Annotated in this window: 20 protein-coding genes; 7 read left to right on the forward strand and 13 right to left on the reverse strand. The window is 66.6% G+C overall.

Annotated elements, in window-relative coordinates; translation table 11 throughout:
* The 9 genes from grpE to BLW40_RS02295 all read right to left on the reverse strand — a co-directional run bounded on the left by grpE (position 1) and on the right by BLW40_RS02295 (position 11164).
* On the reverse strand, positions 1-615 hold the full coding sequence (grpE, locus tag BLW40_RS02255) for a nucleotide exchange factor GrpE (RefSeq protein ID WP_074765150.1): 615 nt from the start codon (positions 613-615) through the stop codon (positions 1-3).
* A 16-nt stretch (positions 616-631) separates the two neighbouring features.
* Positions 632-1693 (reverse strand): heat-inducible transcriptional repressor HrcA, encoded by a 1062-nt coding sequence (gene hrcA, locus BLW40_RS02260; protein WP_074765152.1) that lies wholly within the window; start codon positions 1691-1693, stop codon positions 632-634.
* 199 nt (positions 1694-1892) lie between these two features.
* Positions 1893-2915: a DNA polymerase III subunit delta gene (gene holA / locus BLW40_RS02265; RefSeq protein ID WP_074765154.1), complete on the reverse strand. Its 1023-nt coding sequence runs from the start codon at positions 2913-2915 to the stop codon at positions 1893-1895.
* On the reverse strand, positions 2912-3502 hold the full coding sequence (gene lptE, locus BLW40_RS02270; RefSeq protein WP_074765156.1) for an LPS assembly lipoprotein LptE: 591 nt from the start codon (positions 3500-3502) through the stop codon (positions 2912-2914). The genes holA and lptE overlap by 4 nt, the downstream gene beginning before the upstream one ends.
* The gene (gene leuS, locus BLW40_RS02275; protein WP_074765158.1) at positions 3489-6083 is read right to left on the reverse strand and encodes a leucine--tRNA ligase; all 2595 of its coding nucleotides are present in this window, start codon (positions 6081-6083) and stop codon (positions 3489-3491) included. Before leuS ends, lptE begins: the two co-directional genes overlap by 14 nt.
* Before the next feature lie 42 nt (positions 6084-6125).
* Positions 6126-6656, reverse strand: a complete 531-nt coding sequence (locus BLW40_RS02280) for a DUF3576 domain-containing protein (RefSeq protein WP_074765160.1) — start codon at positions 6654-6656, stop codon at positions 6126-6128.
* A 148-nt stretch (positions 6657-6804) separates the two neighbouring features.
* The gene (pgsA, locus tag BLW40_RS02285; protein ID WP_074765162.1) at positions 6805-7392 is read right to left on the reverse strand and encodes a CDP-diacylglycerol--glycerol-3-phosphate 3-phosphatidyltransferase; all 588 of its coding nucleotides are present in this window, start codon (positions 7390-7392) and stop codon (positions 6805-6807) included.
* A gap of 89 nt (positions 7393-7481) precedes the next feature.
* Entirely contained in the window at positions 7482-9449 is a 1968-nt protein-coding gene (gene uvrC, locus BLW40_RS02290) for an excinuclease ABC subunit UvrC (protein ID WP_083386587.1), read from the reverse strand.
* Between the two features lie 935 nt (positions 9450-10384).
* A complete protein-coding gene (locus BLW40_RS02295) occupies positions 10385-11164 on the reverse strand; it encodes an SDR family oxidoreductase (protein ID WP_074765766.1) in 780 nt (259 codons plus the stop codon).
* Positions 11165-11346: 182 nt separating this feature from the next.
* Here BLW40_RS02295 and BLW40_RS02300 point away from each other — a divergent pair, with 182 nt between their 5' ends.
* Entirely contained in the window at positions 11347-11934 is a 588-nt protein-coding gene (locus BLW40_RS02300) for a glutathione peroxidase (RefSeq protein ID WP_074765166.1), read from the forward strand.
* Between the two features lie 207 nt (positions 11935-12141).
* On the opposite strand, the gene BLW40_RS02305 is transcribed toward BLW40_RS02300, so the two are convergent.
* Positions 12142-12627, reverse strand: a complete 486-nt coding sequence (locus tag BLW40_RS02305; protein WP_074765168.1) for a YajQ family cyclic di-GMP-binding protein — start codon at positions 12625-12627, stop codon at positions 12142-12144.
* A gap of 182 nt (positions 12628-12809) precedes the next feature.
* Between BLW40_RS02305 and BLW40_RS02310 the strand changes: the two genes are divergently transcribed.
* The 6 genes from BLW40_RS02310 to BLW40_RS02335 all read left to right on the forward strand — a co-directional run bounded on the left by BLW40_RS02310 (position 12810) and on the right by BLW40_RS02335 (position 19517).
* Positions 12810-13001: a hypothetical protein gene (locus tag BLW40_RS02310; RefSeq protein ID WP_139305463.1), complete on the forward strand. Its 192-nt coding sequence runs from the start codon at positions 12810-12812 to the stop codon at positions 12999-13001.
* Between the two features lie 80 nt (positions 13002-13081).
* Positions 13082-14629 (forward strand): 2,3-bisphosphoglycerate-independent phosphoglycerate mutase, encoded by a 1548-nt coding sequence (gpmI, locus tag BLW40_RS02315; RefSeq protein ID WP_074765172.1) that lies wholly within the window; start codon positions 13082-13084, stop codon positions 14627-14629.
* The gene (locus BLW40_RS02320; RefSeq protein WP_244511024.1) at positions 14616-16082 is read left to right on the forward strand and encodes a murein hydrolase activator EnvC family protein; all 1467 of its coding nucleotides are present in this window, start codon (positions 14616-14618) and stop codon (positions 16080-16082) included. Before gpmI ends, BLW40_RS02320 begins: the two co-directional genes overlap by 14 nt.
* Positions 16079-17500 (forward strand): S41 family peptidase, encoded by a 1422-nt coding sequence (locus tag BLW40_RS02325; protein WP_074765174.1) that lies wholly within the window; start codon positions 16079-16081, stop codon positions 17498-17500. Before BLW40_RS02320 ends, BLW40_RS02325 begins: the two co-directional genes overlap by 4 nt.
* A 123-nt stretch (positions 17501-17623) precedes the next feature.
* Complete coding sequence (locus BLW40_RS02330; RefSeq protein ID WP_074765176.1) at positions 17624-19012, forward strand: divergent polysaccharide deacetylase family protein; 1389 nt, start codon at positions 17624-17626, stop codon at positions 19010-19012.
* A 22-nt stretch (positions 19013-19034) separates the two neighbouring features.
* Positions 19035-19517 carry an RNA pyrophosphohydrolase gene (locus tag BLW40_RS02335; protein WP_074765178.1) on the forward strand — a complete coding sequence of 161 codons (483 nt, stop codon included), beginning with the start codon at positions 19035-19037 and terminating at the stop codon, positions 19515-19517.
* Positions 19518-19859: 342 nt separating this feature from the next.
* Here the strand turns inward: BLW40_RS02335 and BLW40_RS02340 are convergent, their stop codons facing one another.
* Genes BLW40_RS02340 through pheS form a run of 3 tightly spaced genes read right to left on the reverse strand, consistent with a single transcriptional unit; the run spans position 19860 to position 23934 of the window.
* Positions 19860-20468, reverse strand: coding sequence for a histidine phosphatase family protein (locus tag BLW40_RS02340; protein WP_074765180.1), 609 nt, complete (start codon positions 20466-20468; stop codon positions 19860-19862).
* On the reverse strand, positions 20465-22861 hold the full coding sequence (pheT, locus tag BLW40_RS02345; RefSeq protein WP_074765182.1) for a phenylalanine--tRNA ligase subunit beta: 2397 nt from the start codon (positions 22859-22861) through the stop codon (positions 20465-20467). Before pheT ends, BLW40_RS02340 begins: the two co-directional genes overlap by 4 nt.
* Positions 22858-23934, reverse strand: a complete 1077-nt coding sequence (gene pheS, locus BLW40_RS02350; protein ID WP_074765184.1) for a phenylalanine--tRNA ligase subunit alpha — start codon at positions 23932-23934, stop codon at positions 22858-22860. Before pheS ends, pheT begins: the two co-directional genes overlap by 4 nt.
* Positions 23935-23944 lie beyond the last annotated feature (10 nt).

Below are 23944 nucleotides of genomic sequence, written 5' to 3' on the forward strand. Positions count from 1 at the left end.
CTAGGCCGAGGTGTCGAGATTGCCGCCGCCCGATTTCGGGCCGCCCTTGGCGATACCGACCAGGGCCGGGCGCAGCAGGCGGTCGTGCAGGGTGTAACCCGACTGCATTTCCAGCACCACGGTGCCTTCCAGCTTGGCGGCATCTTCGATTTCCATCATCGCCTGATGCAGGTTGGGATCGAACCGTTCACCCATCGCCGGAACCTTGCGGATGCCATAGCGCTCGAAGGTGGCGATCAGTTCGCGCTCGGTCATCTCGACGCCGACGGTCAGGGAATTGACCGCCTCGTCGGCTTCGCGCGCGCCGGGGGGGACGGCGTCGAGAGCGCGACGCAGATTGTCGGCGACCGACAGCACGTCCTTGGCCAGGGTCGAAACCGCGTACTTGCCGCGATCCTCGGCCTGCTGTTCCAGGCGGCGACGGACGTTCTCGGTGTCGGCGCGGGCGTACAGAACGTCGTTCTTCAGCTTCGCCACCTGGGCTTCGAGTTCGGCGATTCGATCGGCGGGGGCCGGCTCAGCGGCCTCGGCGACCGGAGCCTCGGACGGGGCCGCCTCGGCTCCGTCAACCGGGCTGGTATCCACCGGCTGTTCGCTGGTCTGGTCCTGGGTCATGCTCTGTCCTCGATCCTCAAGGTTGTCCGATAAGGCGGCCGATCACCTTTGCAGTGTAATCGACCATGGGGATGATCCGGGCGTAATTGATGCGTTGGGGGCCGATCACGCCGATGGCACCCACGATGCATTCACGCGAATCGCGATAGGGGGCAACGATCATCGAGCAGCCGGTGACCCCGAACAGCTCGTTCTCCGCCCCGATGAAAATCTGGACGCCGTCGGCCTCGCGGGTCAAATCGACCAGCCGCAGGAATTGTTCCGAGGTTTCCAGCGCCTCGAACAGAGCGCGAATCCGTTCCAGATCCTCGACGGCGGTGACGTCTTCCAGCAGATGCGACTGGCCGCGCACGATCAGCGGCGCCGGGCTTTCGCCCCCGGCCCAGGTGGCCAGACCGGCTTCGACAACGCGGCGGGTCAGCGAATCGAGCGTGGTCCGCTGCTGTTCCAGTTCGTCGGTAATCTCTTCGCGCATCGCGTCGAGCGAGCGGCCGGCCAGGCGGGCGGTGAGATAGTTTCCCGCTTCGACCAGGGTCGAGCGATCGACCCCCTCGGGCAGGTCGAGAATGCGGTTTTCGACCACCCCGTCTTCGGTGACCAGCACCACCAGGGCGCGGCGCGGCCCCAGCCAGACGAACTCGACATGTTTCAGCGAGCGCTGAATCCGCGGTGCCACCACCATTCCGGCGCAGCGCGACAGACCCGACAAGGTGGTCAGCGCCTCGGCCAGCAATTGCTCGACGCTGCGGCCCGAGGCCCGACATTGCAGGTCGATATGGGTGCGCTCGTCCTCGGCCAGCCGCCCGATTTCCAACAGGCCGTTGACGAACAGCCGCATCCCCGCCTGGGTCGGCAGCCGCCCGGCCGAGGTATGAGGGGCGTAGAGCAAGCCGCATTCTTCGAGATCGGCCATCACGTTGCGGATCGTCGCCGCCGACAGCGACAGGTTGGGCAGGCGCGACAGGGTGCGCGATCCCACCGGCTCGCCGGTTTCGACATAGGATTCGACCACCCGGCGGAAAATTTCCCGCGAGCGCTCGTTAAGCTCGGTGATGACTGGCGCGGTGCCGCGTACCATCCGTCCTGGTGACCTTTATCCTCTGTCGCGAAAATCTAGTGTCGCCCGCCCGCTCCGTCAATCGCCGCCCGGCGATTGGGCAAAGATACGGAGACGCGGAATCGCCGGTTCAGCGCCGCGAGGCGGCGAGACAATCCGTTCAGCGCCGCAACGCGGCGGGACAATCCGCTTAGCGCCGCGACGCGGCGGGACAATCCGCTTAGCGCCGCGAGGCGGCGCGGGCAATCATCATCAGGGCGCGGGCGGTGATCTCGGGCGCGGGCAGCCCGGTGGTCTTGCAATCGAGTTCGGCCTCGGTCAGCAATTCCAGCGCGCGGCCCAGCCGATCGACCGGCCAGCGCGACACCTGACGGCGAAAGCGGTCGGCCTGCTTGAAGATCACCGGCGGCTTCAACGCCGTCATCGCCTGTTCGACCGACTTGCCCTGGGCGACCAGCCCGGCGACGAGATGGAGACGGATGAAGTGTCGCGACACCGAGCGCAGCATCGCGACCGGCTGCGCCCCTTCGTTCAGCAGCTTGTCGAGCACCCGCTGCGCCCCGGCATGGTCGCCATCGGCGGTCGATAGCGCCAGATCGTCCAGCCCGCGCGCGGCGCTGTCGCCGACGCAGGCCGCCGCGTCCTCAAGCCGGACCCGGCCGGGTCCGCCCATATACAGCGCCAGCTTGGTCAGTTCGGACCGGGTCAGACGGCGGTCGCCGCCAAGATTCTCGACCAGATAGGCCATCGCGTCCGGCTCGGCCAGCAGCCCGGCGACTTTCAGTTCGGCGACGATCACCGCTTCCAGCGTCCCCGCCTCGTCGCCATAGCAGGCCAGAGCGGCGGCGTTGTCGGCCCCTTCGACCAGCTTGCGCAGCGACGAGCGCGGTCCCAACTCGCCCGCTTCGACCACCACCAGCGAATCGCCGCGCGGATTGGCCAGGAACGAGGCCAGCGACGCGCTTTGACCGTCGGCGGCCTCGCGCAGCACCACCACCCGCCGCCCGCCCCCCATCGCAATCGCGGCGGCTTCGTCGGCCAGCGCGGCCGGGCTTTCTTTCAGTTGGGCGGCGCGGAGTTCGGCGACGCGGAACGGATCGGACAAATCCGCCACCACCCCGCGCATCAGCCGCTCGACCCGTTCGCGCACCAGCCCCTGGTCGGGACCGTACACCAGAACGGCGCGAACCGCCGGATCGGGCTGGCGCAGGAAGGCCTCGATCCGCGCCGCCGCGATCTTCACGGCTGGGTAAAGGGCGAGGGGTCATCCCCGAGGGACCATCCTTTGCTCCGGCGACGGAAGCGGGGATCGTTGGGATTGGCCTGATAACGCTCGATCGCGGCGGCGACCCGGCCGCGAATATCGTCGGCGATCTGGGTCGCCGCCCGTTCGCGGGCATCGCGTTCCATCACCACGCTGGCATAGCGCGGGCCAAGATAATCGAAGCTGGCCACCGTGGTCGCGGACTCGCTCAGCAGAAACACCCCCTCACGCTGCAAGCGAATCGTTGCGATCAAAGTCAGATTGCCCAGCGTCGCGTACCCGTCCTTGCGATAGCCGACATCGGTGGTCGATTCGGTCAGTTCGACCTGGAGATTATAAAGCGGATCGGCCGGCTCGCCCCGCGGACTAAGCCGCTGGACCAGCGCGTTGCGGACCTGCTGGCCGACCCGGTTGCTGATCGGATCGACCCGGACGCGGGCCAGATCGACCCCGACCGGACTGTCGTCGGCGGTGCTGCCCGCCGTGGCATGAATGGCACGGAAGCCGCAGCCGACGGGGCCAAGCCCCGCCAGCATGGCGACCAGAAGGAGTCTAGGCCACAACATTGACGATCCTGTTAGGCACGACCACCACCTTGCGCGGCGGCTTGCCCGCCAGGGCGGCGATCACCTGCGGCTGGTCGAGCGCGGTTCGCTCGGCCAGGGCCGCCTCGGCGTTCTTGGGCAGTTCGATCGTCGCGCGCAGCTTGCCGTTGACCTGGACCGCGACGGTGACGCTGTCCTCGACCAGCAAAGCGGGATCGGCCTCGGGCCACGCCGTCTCGGCGATCAGGCTGTCCTGGCCCAGCGCCGACCACATTTCCTCGGCCAGATGCGGCATCATCGGTCCGATCAGCCGGGCGGCGGCCTCCAGACCCTCGCGCAGGACCCAGGCGGCATCGCTATCGACGGCGGGAGCCCCCAGTTCGGCCAGCGCGTTGGTCATCTCGCGGATATGGGCCACCGCCTTGTTGAACTGGAAGCGGTCGAGATCGTCGCCGACCACGGCGATGGTCTTGTGAACAAGACGGCGCAGCTTGGCCGCCTCGACCCCCAATTCCGGCATCGGAGCATCGATCGCGGGCAGATCGGCGGTCGCCGCCATCCGCCACAGCCGGTTGACATAGCGCCACGCCCCGTCGATCCCGGCTTCGGTCCAGTCGAGATCGCGGTCGGGCGGGCTGTCCGACAACATGAACAGCCGGGCGGTATCGGCCCCGTAGCCGTCGATGATCCCGGCGGGATCGACGACGTTCTTCTTCGACTTGCTCATCTTTTCCGAACGGCCGACCGTCACCGGCTGGCCGGTCACGGCATGGACCGGGCGGCCATCGGGACCGTCGGCGACATCGGTCGGGAACAGCCAGGCCCCGGCCTCGTCCTTATAGGTCTCGTGGCAGATCATCCCCTGGGTCAGCAGACCGGCGAACGGCTCGGCGACGTTCAGATAGCCGCACTGGCGCAGCGCCCGGGTGAAGAAGCGCGAATAGAGCAGATGCAGCACGGCATGCTCGATCCCGCCGATATATTGATCGACCGGCATCCAGTAATCGGCGGCGGCGCGGTCGAAGCCGATCGTGGTGCTGGTGGGCGAGGTATAGCGGGCGAAGTACCACGAGGATTCGAAGAAGGTATCGAAGGTGTCGGTCTCGCGCCGGGCCGGCTTGCCGCAGACCGGGCAGGCGACATCCTTCCAGGTCGGGTGATGGGCCAGCGGATTGCCGGGAATGTCAAAGCGGACATCCTCGGGCAATTGGACCGGCAACTCGGCTTCCGGCACCGGCACCGCGCCGCAGGACTCGCAATGGATGATCGGGATCGGGCAGCCCCAATAACGCTGCCGCGACACGCCCCAATCGCGCAGACGGAAATTGACGGTGCGCGCCCCCAATCCCTCGGCCTCGATCCGGTCGATTGCCGCAGCCTTGGCCGCCTCGACGGCAAGACCGTCGAGGAAAGCGGAATTGATCAAGACACCGTCGCCGGTATAGGCGGTTCCGGCGGCGATCTGGGCGGCCACCGCCTCGCGGTCGGCGGCCGGTTCGACCACCTGGGTATAGCCCAGCCCGTATTTATTGGCGAAATCGAGATCGCGCTGGTCATGCGCCGGGCAGCCGAAAATCGCCCCGGTGCCATAATCCATCAGCACGAAATTGGCGACATGGATCGGCAGGGTCCGCGACGGGTCGAACGGATGCACCGCCTTCAACCCGGTATCGAAGCCCTTTTTCTCCGCCGTTTCGATCGCCGCCTCGGAGGTGCCCATCCGGTTGCATTCGGCGATGAACTCGGCCAGCGCCGGATTGCCCGCCGCCAGTTCGGCGGCCAACGGGTGGTTGGCGGCGATGGCGACGAAACGAGCCCCGTACAAGGTGTCGGGACGGGTGGTGAAAATCTCGAGCCCGGTGGCACGGCCTTCGACCTGGAACAGCAGCCGCGCCCCTTCGGAGCGTCCGATCCAGTTCTCCTGCATCAGCCGCACCCGTTCGGGCCAGCGCTCCAGCGTCTTTAAGCTGTCGAGCAGATCCTGGGCAAAGGCGGTGATCTTGAGGAACCATTGCGACAGCAGCCGCTTCTCGACCAGCGCGCCCGAGCGCCAGCCGCGTCCGTCGATCACCTGCTCGTTGGCGAGAACGGTGTTCTCGACCGGGTCCCAATTGACCCAGGATTCCTTGCGATAGACCAGCCCGGCCTTGAGGAAATCCAGGAACATCTTCTGTTCGTGGCGGTAATAATCGGGCTCGCAGGTGGCGACTTCGCGGGCCCAATCGTAGGACAGGCCCATCGACTTCAATTGCTCGCGCATCGCCGCGATATTCTCGCGGGTCCACTTCGCCGGATGCACCCCGTGCTGGATCGCCGCGTTCTCCGCCGGAAGGCCAAAGGCGTCCCACCCCATCGGATGCAGCACATTGTGGCCCCGCGCCCGCTTGTAGCGGGCAACGACGTCGCCCAGCGTGTAATTGCGGACATGGCCCATGTGGATGCGCCCCGACGGATAGGGGAACATCTCCAGCACATAATATTTCGGGCGGTCGGATTCCTCGCGCGCGATGAAGCAGCCCCGGTCTTCCCAGACCTTCTGCCACCGGGCCTCGGTGTCCTTGACGTTATAGCGATCGGCAATAAGAGAATCGGGGCGCGACATTTCGTCGTCTGTCTTTCCGGTTAGCGGCTAAATAAGAAACGGTTAGTCCTGCGAGACGAGGCGAAGCTGGCGCGCCCGGGTCAGGATCGAGTTTTCGAGATCGGTCGCCATCTTGGGATCGACCCGGGCATCGACCCAGGAACCCGACAGGTCGCGGGTCTGCTTGAACAGCGACACCTTGACCCCGTCCGACCGCAAGGTGCGGTCGAGGATGAAGACATTGACCTTATAGCGCTCGGTCGGCGTCTCGGGCAGCTGATACCAGTCGGTGAAAATGGTTCCGCCGAAGGCGTCGGCGGTGGTGATCGGCATGAACGAGATGGTGTCGAGCGACGCCCGCCACAGGAAGGCATTGACGCCGATCCCCGACCCGGCATTGTCGGGCTTGCTCTTGCCGAACATCCCTTCGGGGCCGAAGATGGTTTCCTGCTTCTCGTTGGACATGCGCGGCGCGCTGTCCCCCTTGTCGCGGGTCGGATAGACCGCTTGGGAATTCTCGCAGGCGGACAGCAGCAGACCGGCAAGAAAAGCGACCGGAACGGCGAAGCGAACCGCGTATCTGTATCTAATCATGTCGCGCCTTCATTCCGCCGCACGAAGGGCCGTGCGGCCTGTTGGCAAACCGAAAGCCCCGGACAAGGCCGGGGCCGAGAACGGCCCCGAGCATGCAACGAGAGCAGCCCGCGCGGCAAGGGCGAAAACGGCGGCCGGACGGCCGCGCTCAGTCCCGGGGCGATGCCGGATCGACCGGAACCGGGTTGGCCCGGATGTGGCGCAACCCGGACTGAAGGTAATCCCAGCCGGTGACCAGGGTCAGCGCCGCCGCCACCGACAGCCCAGCCTCGCCGATTTGGCGGGTCGGCAGGATGGTCAGGGCATCGCCGACCAGCAGAACCGGGATCGCCACCATCTGGATTCCGGTCTTCCACTTCGCCAACCGACTGACCGGCAGGCCGACCCGGACCTCGGCCAGGAACTCGCGCAGGCCCGACACCATGATCTCGCGCAGCACGATCACCAGCGCCGACAGGATCGACAGCTCGCTGACCCGGTTGAACGCCACCAGCATGAACAGCACCGAGACCACCAGCAGCTTGTCGGCGATCGGGTCGAGGAAGCGGCCGAAGGTCGAAACCTGATTGCGCGAGCGGGCGACGTATCCGTCGAACCAGTCGGTGATCGCGGCGGCGACGAACAGGGCACAGGCGGCCCAGCGGGCGGTCGAGCCATCGACATAGAACAGGGCGACCATCACCGGAATCACCACGATACGCGACAACGTCAAAAGGTTGGGTAGGCTGGTCACCATCGCTCACGTCCGTCTGGCGCCCCCCGGGCCGGGGCGCGGCGCGGCGATACTAGACCGGAATCATCACCCTGTCACGATCCCGACATCGGTTATTCCGGGCGAATTTCCCTTTCTTCGGGATGGAAATGGTCGTGCAGTTTCTTCGCCATCGTCCGGCTGATTCCCTCGACCGCCTCCAATTCCGGCAATGACGCCTCGGCGACGGCGCGGGCCGAGCCGAAATGGGTCAGCAACGCCTTCTTGCGCCGGGCGCCGATTCCCGCCACCTCGTCCAGCGTCGAGCGCACCAGACCCTGGGAGCGGCGGGCGCGGTGGGTGCCGATGGCGAAGCGGTGGGCTTCGTCGCGCAGGCGCTGGAGGAAATACAGCACCGGATCGCGCGGCGGCAGCATGAACGGCTCGCGGCCGGGAATAAAGAACCGCTCGCGCCCGGCGTCGCGGTCCGGCCCCTTGGCAATGCCGACGATGGCAAGGTCGTCGATCCCCAACTCCTCCAGCACCGCCAAGACGCTGGTCAACTGGCCCTGGCCGCCATCGATCAGAATCAGATCGGGCCAATGGCCGCGCTCGCGGTCGGGGTCTTCCTTCTGGGCGCGGGACAGGCGGCGGGTCAGCACCTCGCGCATCATCCCGAAATCGTCGCCCGGGGTCAGAGTGGTCGAGCGGATGTTGTACTTGCGCCACGCCGATTTCAGCAGCCCCTCCGGCCCGGCGACGATCATCGCGCCGACGGCGTCGCTGCCCTGGATGTGGCTGTTATCGTAGACCTCGATCCGCTGCGGAGCCGCCTCCAGCCCCAGCGCGGTAGCGACGCCGTCCAGCAGCTGACGCCACGCCCCGCTTTCGGCCAGCCGCCGCGCCAGGGCGTCGCGGGCATTGTCGGTGGCGTGATCGATCAGACGCTTGCGGTCGCCGCGCTTGGGCAGCAGCAGGGTGACCTTGTGCTTCGCCTTCTCACTGAGCGCCTCGGCGACGATCCCCGCCTCGGCGGGCGCGAGGTTGAGCAGAATCTCCGGCGGCGGCGGCCGATCGGCGTAGAACTGGCCCAGGAAGGCGGCCATCACCTCGGGCGCCTCGGCATCGCGGCCGTGGCTGGGGAAATAGGCGCGGTTGCCGCAATGACATCCGGCGCGGAAGAAGAACACCTGGACCGAACTGGCCCCGCCCGCCTGATGCAGCGCGACGACGTCGGCGTTCTCCAGCCCCTCCGCCCCGCTTTCCGGGCTGGCCCGGACCCGGGCCAGCGCCCGCAGCCGGTCGCGGTACAGCGCCGCCTCTTCGAACTCCAGCGCCTCGCTGGCCGCTTCCATCCGCGCGGTCAGATCGTGGCGGATCGCCTGGCTGTGGCCGGACAGGAACGACCGCGCCCCCTCGACCAGCGCGCGATAAGCCTCGGGGGTGATGCGGTCGGCACAGGGCGCACTGCACCGCTTGATCTGAAACAGCAGACAGGGACGGGTGCGGGCGGCAAACACCGAATCGGTGCAAGAGCGTAGCAGGAAGGCCCGTTGCAGCGCCGCCAGGGCCTGATTGACCGATCCGGCCGAGGCGAACGGACCGAAATATTCCCCCGGCCGGGTGCGGGCACCGCGATGCTTGAGCACCTGCGGCCAGTCATGGTCGGCGGTGATCAGGATGTGGGGGAAGGTCTTGTCGTCCTTCAGCAGGATGTTATAGCGCGGCCCCAGCGACTTGATCAGGGTGCTTTCCAGCAACAGCGCCTCGACCTCGGTGCGGGTGGTCACCACCTCCATCCCGGCGGTCTCGGCGATCATCCGCTGAATCCGCAGGACCTGGCGCTCGGGCTTGGTATAGGCCGCCACCCGCTTCTTCAGATTCTTGGCCTTGCCGACATAGAGCACGTCGCCGCGCCCGTTCAGCATCCGATAGACCCCGGGGCTATCGCCCAACGTCGCGAGAAAGCCCAGGATCACCGTCACCCCGGCCGCAAGCGGCCGTGCCGTTGTCGCCGTCGCCGGGTCATCCACCGCCGCAGGAATATCCGTTTGGTATGGGTCCACCTTTTCCTCTTGCGGTTCAGGATATCCACGAATCATGTGGATAAGTTTGTTGGAAAGTTCGGGATCGCATGGGGGTACCAAGGATCTTCCTCGACTCCACCGGTTTGCCTCTTTTGTAGGCATATCGGCGAAAGCGTTTTAATTCAATACGTTATCTTTTTAGCGATCCGGCCGCGCTCGATTTTTCGCGGAAATGCGTCGATTCGATGACCTGACCGGCGCTGAACGCCTCCTGTGCACAACTCCCTCGGTGCGGCCCAACGCGGCGACAGGGTGGCACGAACCGCCGCCGCGGCCGAGGATGCGATCCTCGTCGTCCTGATCGGCCCGACCGGAGTCGGGCAAGGGCAGTCCCCGCCCGCCGCCTCCGGATATCCACGGACTCTGTGGATAACTTTGTTGGAAAGGTGTGGGGAGGCTGGGGGCAGCGAGGAACTCTCTAGGGTTGTGCGCCCTGCCCGATTTCTAGGCACAAAACCGAAATTCCCATTTTCCAAGGCATTAGCCCGAGTCCAACCCGATCTGATCGGGACTCGACCCGATATTTTTCCTCTGGACCCGTCGGTTGGGACGCGTTCAGGGCGGCAGACGCGGTGTGCACAACTTAACGGTTCACTCGATCCGACCGTCGCGGACCGGCCCGCTGGGGAGCGCGCCGCATCGTGGAAAACCGATAGACCCTTGATCGATTGTGTCTTTTCGACCCGCCAGCGGAAATATCCACGGACTCTGTGGATAAATCTGTTGGAAAGCTGCGGATGGACCACGCCGAGCCAAGGAGTCCCTCGGATTCTTCGGTTTGCCACATTTGTGGGCACCGGAGTGATATCGTTATTTATCATGGACTTAGCTTGGCATGGCGAGACACGGGAGCACGCCGTTTGTTCGATTTCCAAGAAATAAGGCGTTTTGGTGTCACGTTGCTCTCGAAATCGCTCCTGTGCACAAGTACTCGCGCAACGTGACTGCGGTCACTCTTCGAAGCTGTCGCCGCCGACGCCCCAGCCGAGATGCTGGCCGCCGTCGAGCGCGATCATCTGGCCGGTGATCGACGGAGTCGATAACAAGAAGCGCAAAGCGGCGCAAATCTCGTCGGGACCGGTGCCGCGATGGAGCGGCAGCGACGACGCCTGGGCGGCAAAGGCTTCGGCGCTTTGCCGCACCGATGGCAGGGCCGGGCCGGGGCCGATCGCGACGACGCGGATGCGGGGTGCCAGTGCCAGCGCCAGCGTCTGGGTCAGGGTCCACAGACCGGCCTTGCTGAGGGTGTAGGTGGTGAAATGGGGGGTCAGGTTCCAGACCCGCTGGTCGATCAGATTGACCACCACCGCCTCGGCCATCGGCGGCAGGTGATGGGCCAGCGATTGGGTCAGCACGAAGGGGGCGCGCAGATTGACCTCCATATGAAGGTCCCAGCTCTCGCGGGTGGCGTCCAGCGCCTCGTCGCGTTCGAAGGTCGAGGCGTTGTTGACCAGCACGCCCACCGGCCCCAATCGGGCGGCAACATGGTCGATCAGGGTCGCCACCTCGCTCTCGCGGGCAAGGTCGGCGGCAACCGCCACCGCCCGCCCGCCTTGCGCCGTGATCGCGGCGACCACCGCCTCGGCCTCGGGGCCGGAACGGGCGTGGTGCACCGCGACGGCAAACCCGGCCCGGGCCAGATCGAACGCGATCGCCCGGCCAATCCGTCGCGCCGCGCCGGTAACCAGAGCGACGCGCGGCAGGGCGGGAGAAAAGGAATCGGTGGTCATGGCGGACACTCCGGGGCTGCGGGTGGGGTCGGGACAGTCCATTGATGCTCCGCCTGGGCCATCATCGCCGACGTCGGCGTAACTTTACCTCGCTTCGCCACCGCTGTCTGCCGGGAGAACCTCCCTCTTGCGATCCGGCGGGGCCGCCCCAACCTAATCTGAAGCGAGAAGGAGTGCCCCCCATGCTTGGTGATTCGCTAAAGACCGTTCTTGCCGCCGCCGCCGCCGCCGTGGGACTGGCCGGGCATGCCTCGGCCGACGACTCCCCCGCCCCCGCCCGGATCGAATGGGGCGCGCTGCCGCTGCCCGCGATTGATGGCGGCGCGATTGATCCCGCCAGCCTGACCGGCAAGGTGGTCCTCGTCGTCAACACCGCCTCGAAATGCGGCTTCACCCCCCAATATGCCGGGCTGGAAGCGCTGTGGCGCGAATATCGCGACCGCGGCTTGGTCGTGCTGGGGGTTCCGTCGAATGATTTCGGCAGCCAGGAACCCGGCAACGATGCCGAGGTCGCCTCGTTCTGCGAGATCAATTACGGGGTCGATTTCCCGCTGCTGTCAAAGCAGACAGTGTCGGGATCGAACGCGCATCCGTTCTATCGCTGGGCGGCCGAACGCACCGGGCCGCTGGGCGTGCCGCGCTGGAACTTCCACAAGATCCTGATTGCCCGCGACGGACGGCTGCTCGACTGGTATTCCAGCGTCACCGGGCCGGATTCGGGGCGGCTGCGCTCGGCGATCGAGCGGGCGCTCGATCTACCGGGCAGCTAGGCGGACGGATCGCCCCCTCTCCCCTCGCGACGGCGGGAGAGGAGGGGCCGACCGGACTTTATACCAAACTGCATTGAGTGGAACTCATGCAGTTTGGTTAGGCCCGAAGGGCCGCGCGCCCCATGGCGCGGAGCCAAGCGGCCCGGATGGGCCGCGCCCGGCGGCTGAGGGCCTGCGCGGATCGGTTCCGATCCGTGCAGCTTGGTATTAGTCGCGGAAATTGACGAACTGAAGCGGACGGTCGGATTCGACCTTGCGCAGCAGCGCGATGGTTTCCTGCAACTCGTCGCGCTTCTTGCCGGTGATCCGCAGTTCCTCGCCCTGGATCGCGGCCTGGACCTTGATCTTGCTGTCCTTGATCGCCTTGACCAGCAGCTTGGCGAGATCCTTGTCGATCCCTTCCTTGATGTCGATCTGCTGGCGGACGGTGTTGCCCGAGGCCTTTTCGACCGTCTTGAACTCCATCACCTTGGGATCGACGCTGCGCCGGGTGAAGTACACCTTCAGCAATTCGTGCATCTGCTTCAGCTTGGCATCGTCGTCGGCGAGGACGGTGATGGTCTTGTCTTTGCGCTCAAGCGAGCATTTCGCTCCCTTGAAGTCGAAGCGTTGCGCGATTTCGCGGGTGACCCCGGCCAGGGCGTTGTCGATCTCGGCCAGATCGGTCTTGGAAACGACGTCGAAGGACGGCATCACCGCCTCTCCTCTGCTGTGGCTTAGTGCGGCCGGGTTGTAGCACAGCCGCCGCCCTCGCCCAAGCCGCCGTGTCGCCTCGCCGCGCGGCCATCGGGTGTTTACCCTGGATCCAGCGCCGAACTTTTGCTATCATTACGGATATGACGCGGCCAAAACCCTTCGAACGGAAAGCTGGCCCGGTGGAAACAAGCTTATTTCAGATCATTGCCGAGGCCTGTTCCTCGGCCCGGCGCGACGGTTTGGGCACCGCCGAGACGCGCGACGCGATTCAATCGGCGCTGCTGGCACGCGACCCCACCTTGCGACCGGGAACGGCCCGGATCATCGCCGACCAACTGTTCCCGTTGGTCGAGCGGACATTGGGTCATTAGGGCACTGGAACTGGCGGCGATGGACGATTACGTATAGTGTCCGCCTGTTCTTCCCCGTCTGTCCCATAGGCTTCAATTCCATGTCCTCTGCATCGACGCATCGTCCCCGCCCGGTTGTCTTGTGCATTCTCGATGGCTGGGGCTGGCGCGAGAAGACTCCCGACAATGCCATCGCCCAAGCCACCCTGCCCAACTGGACCCGCTTCCTTGAGCGCTACCCCCACGCGCTGCTGCAAAGCTCGGGACTTCAGGTCGGGCTGCCCGACGGACAGATGGGCAATTCCGAGGTCGGCCACATGAATCTGGGGGCCGGTCGGGTGGTGATGCAGGAACTGCCCCGCATCGACACCGCCGTCGCCGATGGCTCGCTGGCCGCCAATCCGGCCCTGACCGCGATGATCGCCGGGCTGAAGGCCAAGGGCGGCACCTGCCACCTGATGGGCTTGATGAGCCCGGGCGGCGTCCACTCGCATCAGGATCATCTGGCCGCGCTGGCCCGCACCGTTGCCGCCGCCGGGGTTCCGGTCGCGGTCCACGCCTTCCTCGACGGTCGCGACACCCCGCCATCGAGCGCGCCGGGCTTTCTCGCCCGCTTCCAGGAGGCCGTGGCCGGATCGAACGTCACCATCGCCACGGTGTCGGGACGCTATTACGCGATGGACCGCGACAAGAGGTGGGAGCGGGTCATCCTGGCCTGGAATGCCCTGGTCGAGGCCAAGGGCGAAACCGCCCCGGACGCCCTGGCGGCGGTCAACGCCTCCTACGCCACCGGCAAAACCGACGAATTCGTCCTGCCCACCATCATCGGCGATTATCACGGGATGAAGGATGGCGACGCCCTGTTGATGGGCAATTTCCGCTCGGACCGCGCCCGCGAGATTCTGACCACCCTGGTCGACCCGGCGTTCGACGGCTTTGCCCGCACCCGTCAGGTGGCCTTTTCCGCCCGGCTGGGGATGGTCGAATATTCGGCCGACCTCACCCCCTTCATGACCCCGCTGTTCCCGCCCGAGACCCTGACCGGCATCCTGGGCGAAGTGGTGTCAGCGGCGGGGATGACCCAGTTGCGGTTGGCCGAGACCGAGAAGTACGCCCACGTCACTTTCTTCTTCAATGGCGGGCGCGAACTGGTCTTCCCCGGCGAGGAACGGATTCTGGTTCCCAGCCCCAAGGTCGCCACCTATGACCTGAAGCCCGAGATGTCGGCCTTCGGCGTTGCCGACCACGCCGTCGAGGCGATCGGCAGCGGCCGCTTCGACCTGATCGTGATCAATTTCGCCAATGGCGACATGGTCGGGCATACCGGCTTCCTCGACGCCGCGATCCACGCGGTCGAAGCGGTCGATGTCTGCCTAGGACGGCTGGAACACGCGATCGAGGCGGCCGGCGGTGCCCTTCTCGTCACCGCCGACCACGGCAACGCCGAGCAGATGAAGGATCCCATCACCGGGCAGCCCCACACCGCCCACACCACCGGACCGGTCCCGGTGGTGCTGGTCGCGCCCCCCGCCGGGATCACCGGTCTGGTCGATGGACGGCTGGCCGACGTCGCGCCGACCCTGCTGGCCCTGCTGGGCTTGCCGCGTCCGCCCGAAATGACCGGGCAGTCGTTGCTTGTTTCGGCCTAGCCCACCCTTCGCGCCCGCGCTGCTGCTGCTCCTGACCGGGGCGGGAGCGGCGTTGGCGCAAGACCTTCCTCCCCTCGACCCCGGCCTGCGCCTGCGCGAGTTGGAAGCCGAGTTGGACCGCTCTCGCGCCGCCCATGATGAAATCCGCTCCAAGGCCGCCAATCTGGCCGAGGAAACCGGGCGGCTGCGCGCCGACATGGTCAAGACCGCCCGCGCCGCCCAGGAGAGCGAAGATCTGCTGTCCGAACTCGAATTCCAGCTCGACGATTTGCGCGAGCGCGAGGAAAGCCGCTCCGAAGCGCTGAAGCGGCGCTCGCAGCAGATGGTCGGCGTGCTGACCGCGCTCCAACGGCTGGCCTGGCGTCCGACCGAGGCGCTGATCGCCCAGCCGCAAAGCCCCGCCGACACCGTCCGCTCGGCGATCCTGCTCCGCGCCGCCGTGCCGCAGATCGAGCAATCGGCCCACGATCTGCGCGGCGAAATCGATTCGGTCACCCGGCTGCGGGCCGAGATCGGCGAACAGAAAAAGCGGATCGCCGCAACCGCGACCCGGCTGGAGCAGGAGCACGACCGCCTCAAGGACATGGTCGAGCGCAAAAGTCAGGTCCAGCGCGCCACCGAGGAAGAGCGCCGCTCGGCCGAATTGCGGATGCGCGATCTTGCCGCCCAGGCCGAGGATCTGCGCGACCTGCTGGCCCGGCTGGAGCAGGAGCGCGAGCGCCGCATCGTCGAGGCCGCCGAAAAGGCCGCCGCCGAAAAAGCCGCGCGCGAGGCCGAACTGGCCGCGCAAAAAGCCGCGCGCGAGGCCGAACTGGCCGCACAGAAAGCCGCCCGCGAAGCCGAACTGGCCGCACGCCGGGCCGAGCAGCAGGCCGCCGCCGAGGCGAAAGAACGCGAAAAGGCCCAGGCCCGCGTCGCCCGCGAGGCCGAGATCGCCGCCCAGGCCGAGGCGCGGGAAAAGCAGTTGATGGCGCAAAAAGCGACGGTCGAGGCCGAGCAGGCCTCACGCGAGGCCGCTGCCTCCCGCCTGACCCGCACCGGCAAGCCGTTCAGCCAGATGCAGGGGCATCTGCCCTTCCCCGCCCGCGGCAAGGTCGTCGAAGCCTATGGCCAGACCAACGAGGTCGGCCACCAGACCAAGGGCATTTCGATCCAGACCCGCAAGGGGGCACAGGTGATCGCCCCCCACGATGGGCAGGTTGTGTTCGCCGGACCGTTTCGCGGCTATGGCCTGCTCTTGATCCTGGAACACAGCGAAGGCTATCATACCCTGCTCGCGGGACTGGCCCGGGTCGACTCCACCGTCGGCCAGCGGCTGACCGCGGGCGAACCCGTCGGCGTGATGGGACAAGACGACGCCAAACCCGCCCTCTATCTCGAGCTGCGCCACCATGGCCAGCCGGTCAACCCGTTGCCTTGGCTCATGGCACGAAATAATAAGGCTAGTGGATGATTCGCAAGATTCTGGTGGCGGCGGGAACCGTCGCCCTGCTGTCCTCGACCGCTCTGGTTCCGGTGGCCGCCGACGCGGCGGAACGCAAGGAGACCTATCGACTTCTCGACCTCTTCGCCGAAGTCTTCGACAAAGTTCGCACCGAATATGTCGAGCCCGTCAATGACGAGGAACTGATCGAGGCGGCGCTGAACGGGATGCTGTCGTCGCTCGACCCCCATTCCGGCTATCTCAATCCGAAGAATTCCAAGGACATGGATATCCAGACCCGCGGCGAGTTCGGCGGGCTCGGGCTGGAAGTGACGATGGAAAACGGCTGGGTCAAGGTGGTGTCGCCGATCGACGACACCCCGGCCTTCCGCGCCGGATTGCAGCCGGGCGACTTCCTGACCCATCTCGACGGCGAGCCGGTCCAGGGCCTGTCGCTGACCGACGCGGTCGATCGGATGCGCGGCCCGCCCGGCACCGATATCAAGGTCACCGTTCGCCGCGCCGGGCTCGACCCGTTCGACGTCAAGCTGACCCGCGCCGTGATCAAGGTTCAGACCGTCAAGGGACTGGCGTTCGGCGAAATCGGCTATATCCGCATCTCGCAATTCAGCGCCACCACCGAATCCGACCTGCGCCGGGTGCTGACCCAGGTCCGCAAGGAAATGGGCAAGCCCGCCACCGGCTTCGTGATTGATCTGCGCAACAATCCGGGCGGTCTGCTCGATCAGGCGGTGTCGGTCTCCGACGACTTCCTCGAACAAGGCGAGATCGTCTCGACCCGGTCGCGCCGTCCCGAGGACACCCAGCGCTACAACGCCCGCTCGGGCGACATCACCGACGGCCTGCCGCTGGTGGTGCTGATCAATGACGGGTCGGCTTCGGCCTCGGAAATCGTCGCAGGCGCGCTCCAGGATCACAAACGGGCGGTGATCCTCGGCACCCGCTCGTTCGGCAAGGGCTCGGTCCAGACCCTGATCCCGCTGCCGGGTCATGGCTCGATCCGCCTGACCACCGCCCGCTATTACACGCCCTCGGGCCGCTCGATCCAGGCGGTCGGCATCGAACCCGACATCAAGGTCTACCCCTCGAAGGTCGAGCCGATCGGCGGTGCCGAACGCGACCGCCGCAGCGAGGCGTCGTTGCGCAAGGCGCTGCCCAACCCCAACGGCACCCCCTCGCCCGACAAGGACAAAGAGAAAGACAAGGAGAAGGACGCCAAGCCCGCGCCCGCAGCGAAGCCCGACGCCAAGCCGGATACCAAGCCCGAGGCCAAGCCGGATGCGAAGCCGGATGCCAAGCCGGATGCGAAGCCCGAGACTCCGCCCGCCCCGGTCAAGCTGGGCGACCCGGCCCAGGATTACCAATTGTCCCGGGCGCTCGACCTGCTGCGCGGCCTGTCGGTCTATCGTCCCCCCGCCACGCGGTAAGGACGCTTGACCCGACCGGACTGACCATCCGCGGCGGCGGCCGAAACAGAGGGACCAAACGATTCCTAGGGCGATATTCGACGCGGTCGGATATCGCCCTAGGCGCACGGAACGGACGCACCAATGGCCAAACGCCGTTATGACGATCTGGATGACGAGGATGACGAGGACGTTCTCTCGACCTCCATCCCGGTCGCGGCCCCGCCGCCGCGACGGCGGCTTCCTCTGCGCCCGCTGCTGATCGGATCGCTGGTGCTGGCTCTGGGCGGCGGCTTGGGGACAGGACTTTACCTCCTCACCTCCTACCAGTACGACGCCCGCTCCCTGATCGGTCTGCTTGATATCGGCGATACCGGCCCGCGTCTGTCGATGCAATTGCCCGGACCGGGCGAGGTGCCCCGCCCCGCGCCCTCCGGCGGCGGTTTGCTGACCCCGCCCGGCGCCCCCGCCCGAGACGAGACGGCCTCCGCCGATCCGTCCGCATCCGTAACGAATTCGGCTCCGCCTCCGACCGCTTCGGTCCCCGCCCCCGCCGCCGCCCCGACGATGGCAGCGCCCCCGGCTCCGCTTGCCACGCCCGCGACACCCCCGGCCCCGTCATCGCCCCCCGGTCGCAGCGCCAGCCGAGCCGATCCCAACGCGATCCCGCCCCAGCCCTCGCCCCGCACCGCCGACAAGCCGCCCAGCTACGATTCGCTGCCGGAAATCAAGGGCGACCCCAAGCCGCTCGCCTCGGCCCCGTTGCGGGACATGCTGAAGAAAAGTCAGGCGGGCGACCTTCCTGTCCCCGGACCCGATGGCCGCCAGCCCTGGCAGGTCTATGCCCGACCCTGGGCCGATCCCGCCAATCGGGGCAAGGTGGCGGTGGTGGTGATTGATCTTGGTCTCGACCGCGTTGCCACCGACGCGGCGATTTTGCGCCTGCCGCCCGAGGTTACCCTCGCCTTCAGCCCCTATGCCGCCAATCTCGACAAGTGGATCCGAAAGGCCCGCGACCACGGCCACGAAGTGTTGATGGTCGTCCCCACCGAATCCGAAGGGCCCGCCGCGCCCGATCCCGGCCCGTTCGGTCTGGTCGCCGCCGCCACGCCCGAGGCCAATCTTGGTCGCCTGGAAACGGTGATGGCCCGCGGACCGGGAGCGGCCGGACTGGTGATGATGGGCGAGACCTTCGCCGCCGCACCGCAAATCTCGGGCGTGTTCGCCGCCGTCCGCGAACACGGATTGCTGTTCGTTGGCCCCGGAGCCGCCGCTCCGGCCCGCACCCCGGCGCTGGCCCGCATCACCACACTCATCGACCGCGACCTTTACCGCGAAGCGATCGACATCCGCCTTAACCAAGCCGTTGTCTCCGCCCGCGTCCAGGGCCGGGCGGTCGCGTTGGTGCAGCCCCGACCGCTGTCGTTCGAGCGTCTCGCCGGTTGGCTGGGCACCCTGTCCGCCAACGGCGTCGTGTTGACCCCCGTCTCCGCCCTGGTGACGCCGCCGCCCGCCCCTCCCGCCAAGCCCTGATTCGAACGGAAAGACCCAACCGATGACGCCGCTCCCCTATCACGACCGCCCCTATCGCCCCTGCATCGGTCTGGTGCTGCTGAACCGGGCCGGGCTGGCCTTTATCGCCCGCAGACTGGACACCCCGGATTCGTGGCAGTTCCCCCAAGGCGGCATCGACGAGGGCGAAGCCCCCGAAACCACCCTGCTGCGCGAGATGAAAGAGGAAATCGGCACCGATTCGGCCAAGATCATCGCCCGGACTGCCGGATGGATCAGCTATGACTTGCCGTTCGATCTGGCCGACCGTTGCTGGAAGGGCAAGTATCGCGGCCAGAAGCAGATCTGGTTCTGTGCCCGCTTCACCGGGTCCGATGCCGAGATCGACCTCGCCACCGAACACCCGGAATTCGACGCGTGGCGCTGGATTCCGCTGGGCGAGGTTCCCGACCTGATCGTTCCGTTCAAGCGGCCGCTGTACGATCAGGTGGTGGCCGAGTTCCTGCCGCTGGCGGTGCCGGTTTAGTCTCCCGTGAAAAAGTCCCTCGCTATCGCTCGGTGTACTTTTTCCCGTTGGATTAATAAGGAGAAAAATGGGCTAGGGGCGGCCCAGCGCCCATTTTTCGTGTTGTCTGCTTCACCAGCCTTGCGCCGCTTAAGCGCGCAAAGCTGGTGAAATCCAGCCTCCGAAGCCGTGGGCGTCGCCCATCGGCCTCGGAGGGAACCAAATCCATCCCCGCGCGGAAAGCTTGATTGAGCACGGGGATTCTTTTTGAACCGGGGAAAAGTACACTGAGGCCAAAGGCCGAAGGACTTTTTCACGAACGACGGTTTAGACACCGGCGGCACCGCCGAAGCGGACCCTGCCCTACCCGCAGGAAATCCGCTCGACGGTTCCGTTGCTTAACCGGAACAAAGCGTTCTGGGGCGATTCGCCCTGCATCGCCTCGTCTGGGTCCTGTCCAAGATACAGCCCGCGCAGGACACGACCGGCGATGCCGTGGCTGATCGCCACCACCTTTTCCTCCGGCCCAACCGACGCCAACCAATCGGACAACCGGGCCGACAGGGCGGCGTGGGTTTCGCCGCCCGGAGCCTTGAAAGCCCAGTGATCGAGGCCGCGTCCCCGCGTCAAAACGGGATCGCGGGCGGTCAGTTCGGCCTTGGTCAGCCCGGAGAACGATCCGGTATCGATCTCGGCCAGCCGGGGATCGAAGGTGATGGTGCGGAAATCGAGCCCGGCAATCTCGGCAATGATCCCGGTGGTCCGGACGCAACGCCCAAGCGGACTTGAGGTCACCCGCCAGCCGGTGCCATCGCCGATCAGACGGGCGATGGTGCGACCGGCCCGGCGGGCCTGTTCGACTCCGTCCGGGGTCAGGGGCGAATCGCGATGCCCCTGCACCCGGCCCTCCCGGTTGGACAGAGTCTCGCCGTGACGGATCAACAGGATGGTCGGCCCCGCCGCCTTGGTCATCCGCGCAACTCGCCGCCAGTGGCCTTGACGACGGCCTGGACGATCCGGGTCGAGACCGCCTCGATCTCCTCGTCGGTCAGGGTCCGTTCGGTCGGCTGCAAGGTGACGCTGATCGCCAGCGACTTCTTGCCCTCGGGGAGGTGAGTCCCTTCGTACAGATCGAACACGATCACGTCGGCAACCAAAGCCTTGTCGGCATTGCGGGCGGCGCGAACCACCTGCTCGGCGGCGACTTTGCTGTCGAGGATGAAGGCGAAATCGCGCTCGAGCGGCTGGAACGCCGACGCCTTCAGCAAAGGCCGCGCCCGGCTGGGCTTGGCCTTGGCGGGCGGCAACGCCTCGACGAACAATTCGAACCCGACCAGCGGACCCTTGACGTCAAGCGCGGCCAACACCGCCGGATGCAGTTCGCCGAAAAAGCCAACCGGCTTGTTGCCAAGGCGTAATGTTCCCGCCCGGCCGGGATGATACCAGGACGGCGCTTCGGCGATGGTCTGGAAGCCGTCGGGGCTGAGCCCGGTTGCCGCGATCGCCGCCAGCAAATCGGCCTTGGCGTCGAAGGCATCGACCGCGCGCGGCGCGCCGGTCCAGTGGCGGGCGGCGGTTTTGCCGACCCGCAGGCCGCCCGCGACCAGCCGCTGCTGACCCGGTTCCGGCCCGTCGAATTGCGGCCCGATCTCGAACAGACCGAAATCGCGCAAGCCCCGATCGAGGTTGCGCCCCACCGCCGCGACCAGATTGGGCAGCACCGAGGGACGCATCGCGTCAAGGTCGGCCGAAATCGGATTGGCCAGTTGCAGCGCGTCGCTGCCACCACCGAACCAGGCGGCCTGGGCCTGGGGCAGGAACGACCAGGTGACGGTCTCGATCAGCCCGCGCGAGGCCAACTGACGCCGCACCCAACCGACCCGGCGCTGGGCCGGGGTCAGGATCGGCTTCGGCATCGGGTTGCGCGGCAACGGCACCGCCGGAATGGAGTCGAAGCCGGTGATACGGACGATTTCCTCGACCAGATCCTGCTCGCCACCGATATCGGCCCGCCAGGACGGCGGATTGACCAGCAGCCCGTCGTCATGTTCGGCGACGGCGCAGCCCAGCGCGTGCAGGATCGCTTCCTGCCGCTCGATCGTGACCTCGACCCCGCCCAGGGCGGCAACGCGGCCGGGACGCAGCACGATCGATTTCTGCCAATCGGGCTCGGTTCCGGCGATCACCGGCTCGGACGCCTCGCCGCCGCACAGATCGAGAATCATCCGGGTGGCGAGTTCCATCGCCGGAACGACGAAGGCAGGATCGACCCCGCGTTCGAAGCGGAAGCGGGCGTCGGACAGGATGTCGAGGCGACGACCGGTGGTCGCGGTCCGGGCCGGATCGAACCACGCCGCTTCGAGGAAAACGGAACTGGTGGTATCGGCGCAGCCGGTCGGCTCGCCGCCGATCACCCCGGCCAGACCAAGCGCGCCGGATTCGTCGGCGATCACCGTCATCGTCTCGTCGAGCGTATAGGTCTTGCCGTTCAGCGTCGCCAGCGTCTCGCCGGGCCGGGCCATCCGGGCCGAGATGTTGCCCTTGATCCGGTCGGCGTCGAACACATGCAGCGGCCGGTTGAGGTCGTAGGTGAAGAAATTGGTGATATCGACCAGGGTCGAGATCGAGCGAATCCCGATCGCGGCCAGACGATCCTTCAGCCATTGCGGGCTGTCGCCATTGGTGACGCCGCGAATAAAGCGACCGGCGAACAGCGGGCAGGCCGAAGCCGTTTCGGGAGCGAAATCAAGGCTGACCCCGATCGGGCTGGCGAAGCTGCCCGCCACCGGCTCGACCGACAGCGGCACCAGCCGCCCCAGACCGGCGGCGGCGAGATCGCGGGCGATGCCGCGCACGCCCAGGCAATCGGCCCGGTTGGGGGTGACCGAGATGTCGATCACCGGATCGAACGACATCACATCGAGCAGCGCCGCCCCGACCTCGAACGCCTCGTCGAGTTCGGCAATGCCGTCATGCTCTTCGCCCAGCGCCAGTTCGCGCCACGAGCACATCATGCCCTGGCTTTCGACGCCGCGGACATTGCCCTTCTTCAAGGGCTCGCCGGTGACCGGAATCAGGATGCCGGGCTGGGCCAGGATCACCTTGATCCCGGCCCGCGCGTTGGGGGCGCCGCACACCACCTGGATCGTCGCCGACCCGGTGGCGACGGTGCAGATTTGCAGCCGGTCGGCGTTGGGATGACGCTCGGCCGACAGGATATGGCCGACGATGAAGCCGGACAGACGGCGGGCAGGGTCTTCGACCGCTTCGACCTCAAGACCGATCGCGGTCAGCGTCGCAACGATCTCATCCAGGCTCGCGTCGGTCGCGAGATGGGACTTCAGCCAGGACAGCGAGAATTTCATCGGGTCAGCCCCCCCGAAAGCGTGGGAACGTCGAGCGGCAGGAAGCCGTAATGGCGCAGCCAGCGCAAATCGGAATCGAAGAAGGTGCGCAGATCGGGAATGCCGTATTTCAGCATCGCCAGCCGCTCGACCCCCATGCCGAAGGCGAAGCCCTGGTACTCGTCGGGGTCGATGCCGCAATTCCGCAGCACGTTGGGATGAACCATCCCGCTGCCCAGCACTTCGAGCCAGCCCGCGCCGGGGCCGATCCGAAGTTCACCGCCTTCGCGCGAGCAGCCGATATCGACCTCGGCCGACGGCTCGGTGAAGGGGAAGAAGCTGGGACGGAAGCGGACCGGAACGTCATCGACCTCGAAGAAGGCGCGGACGAATTCGATCAGACAGCCCTTCAGATGGCCCATATGGGTGGTCTTGTCGATCACCAGACCCTCGACCTGATGGAACATCGGGGTGTGGGTCATATCGGAATCGCACCGATAGGTCCGGCCGGGAACGATGACCCGGATCGGCGGCTTCTCGCTCAGCATGGTGCGGATCTGCACCGGCGAGGTATGGGTCCGCAGCAGATGGCGGCCGCCGTCTTCGCGCTCGCCGAAATAGAAGGTGTCATGCATCTGCCGGGCGGGATGCTCGGGCGGGATGTTGAGCGCGGTGAAATTGTGGAAATCGTCCTCGATATCCGGACCTTCGGCGATCGCGAAGCCCATCTGGGCGAAGATCTGGGTGATCTCCTCGATCGTCTGGCTGATCGGGTGGACGCGGCCCTGGCTCTCGGGACGGGGCGGCAGGGTGACGTCGATCCGTTCCCGCGCCAGCCGTTCGTTCAGCGCCTGGGCTTCCAGGGCGGCACGAGCGCTCTCCAGAGCGGCCGCGACCTCGTCGCGGGCGACGTTCAGCACCGCGCCAGCGGTCTTGCGCTCGTCCGGGCTCATCGCGCCCAACGACTTCATCAGCCCGGAAATGCTGCCTTTCTTGCCGAGCGCCGCGACGCGGGCGGCCTCAAGCTGCTCCAGGCTCGTTGCCGCCGCGATGGCGGCAAGCGCCTCGGCGCGCAGTCGATCCAGATCGTGCATCGGTCCGTTT

Source organism: Magnetospirillum fulvum, assembly GCF_900108475.1.
Lineage (GTDB): Bacteria > Pseudomonadota > Alphaproteobacteria > Rhodospirillales > Magnetospirillaceae > Phaeospirillum > Phaeospirillum fulvum_A.

What these genes read in the sequence shown, in the direction of transcription:
- uvrC (WP_083386587.1), bottom strand. Translation starts at nt 9,449, where the DNA reads ATGATTCGTGGATATCCTGAACCGCAAGAGGAAAAGGTGGACCCATAC.
- BLW40_RS02280 (WP_074765160.1), bottom strand. Translation starts at nt 6,656, where the DNA reads ATGATTAGATACAGATACGCGGTTCGCTTCGCCGTTCCGGTCGCTTTT.
- lptE (WP_074765156.1), bottom strand. Translation starts at nt 3,502, where the DNA reads ATGTTGTGGCCTAGACTCCTTCTGGTCGCCATGCTGGCGGGGCTTGGC.
- BLW40_RS02340 (WP_074765180.1), bottom strand. Translation starts at nt 20,468, where the DNA reads ATGACCAAGGCGGCGGGGCCGACCATCCTGTTGATCCGTCACGGCGAG.
- BLW40_RS02300 (WP_074765166.1), top strand. Translation starts at nt 11,347, where the DNA reads ATGCTTGGTGATTCGCTAAAGACCGTTCTTGCCGCCGCCGCCGCCGCC.
- BLW40_RS02335 (WP_074765178.1), top strand. Translation starts at nt 19,035, where the DNA reads ATGACGCCGCTCCCCTATCACGACCGCCCCTATCGCCCCTGCATCGGT.
- gpmI (WP_074765172.1), top strand. Translation starts at nt 13,082, where the DNA reads ATGTCCTCTGCATCGACGCATCGTCCCCGCCCGGTTGTCTTGTGCATT.
- hrcA (WP_074765152.1), bottom strand. Translation starts at nt 1,693, where the DNA reads ATGGTACGCGGCACCGCGCCAGTCATCACCGAGCTTAACGAGCGCTCG.
- pgsA (WP_074765162.1), bottom strand. Translation starts at nt 7,392, where the DNA reads ATGGTGACCAGCCTACCCAACCTTTTGACGTTGTCGCGTATCGTGGTG.
- BLW40_RS02330 (WP_074765176.1), top strand. Translation starts at nt 17,624, where the DNA reads ATGGCCAAACGCCGTTATGACGATCTGGATGACGAGGATGACGAGGAC.
- BLW40_RS02325 (WP_074765174.1), top strand. Translation starts at nt 16,079, where the DNA reads ATGATTCGCAAGATTCTGGTGGCGGCGGGAACCGTCGCCCTGCTGTCC.
- pheS (WP_074765184.1), bottom strand. Translation starts at nt 23,934, where the DNA reads ATGCACGATCTGGATCGACTGCGCGCCGAGGCGCTTGCCGCCATCGCG.
- leuS (WP_074765158.1), bottom strand. Translation starts at nt 6,083, where the DNA reads ATGTCGCGCCCCGATTCTCTTATTGCCGATCGCTATAACGTCAAGGAC.
- BLW40_RS02295 (WP_074765766.1), bottom strand. Translation starts at nt 11,164, where the DNA reads ATGACCACCGATTCCTTTTCTCCCGCCCTGCCGCGCGTCGCTCTGGTT.
- BLW40_RS02305 (WP_074765168.1), bottom strand. Translation starts at nt 12,627, where the DNA reads ATGCCGTCCTTCGACGTCGTTTCCAAGACCGATCTGGCCGAGATCGAC.
- grpE (WP_074765150.1), bottom strand. Translation starts at nt 615, where the DNA reads ATGACCCAGGACCAGACCAGCGAACAGCCGGTGGATACCAGCCCGGTT.
- pheT (WP_074765182.1), bottom strand. Translation starts at nt 22,861, where the DNA reads ATGAAATTCTCGCTGTCCTGGCTGAAGTCCCATCTCGCGACCGACGCG.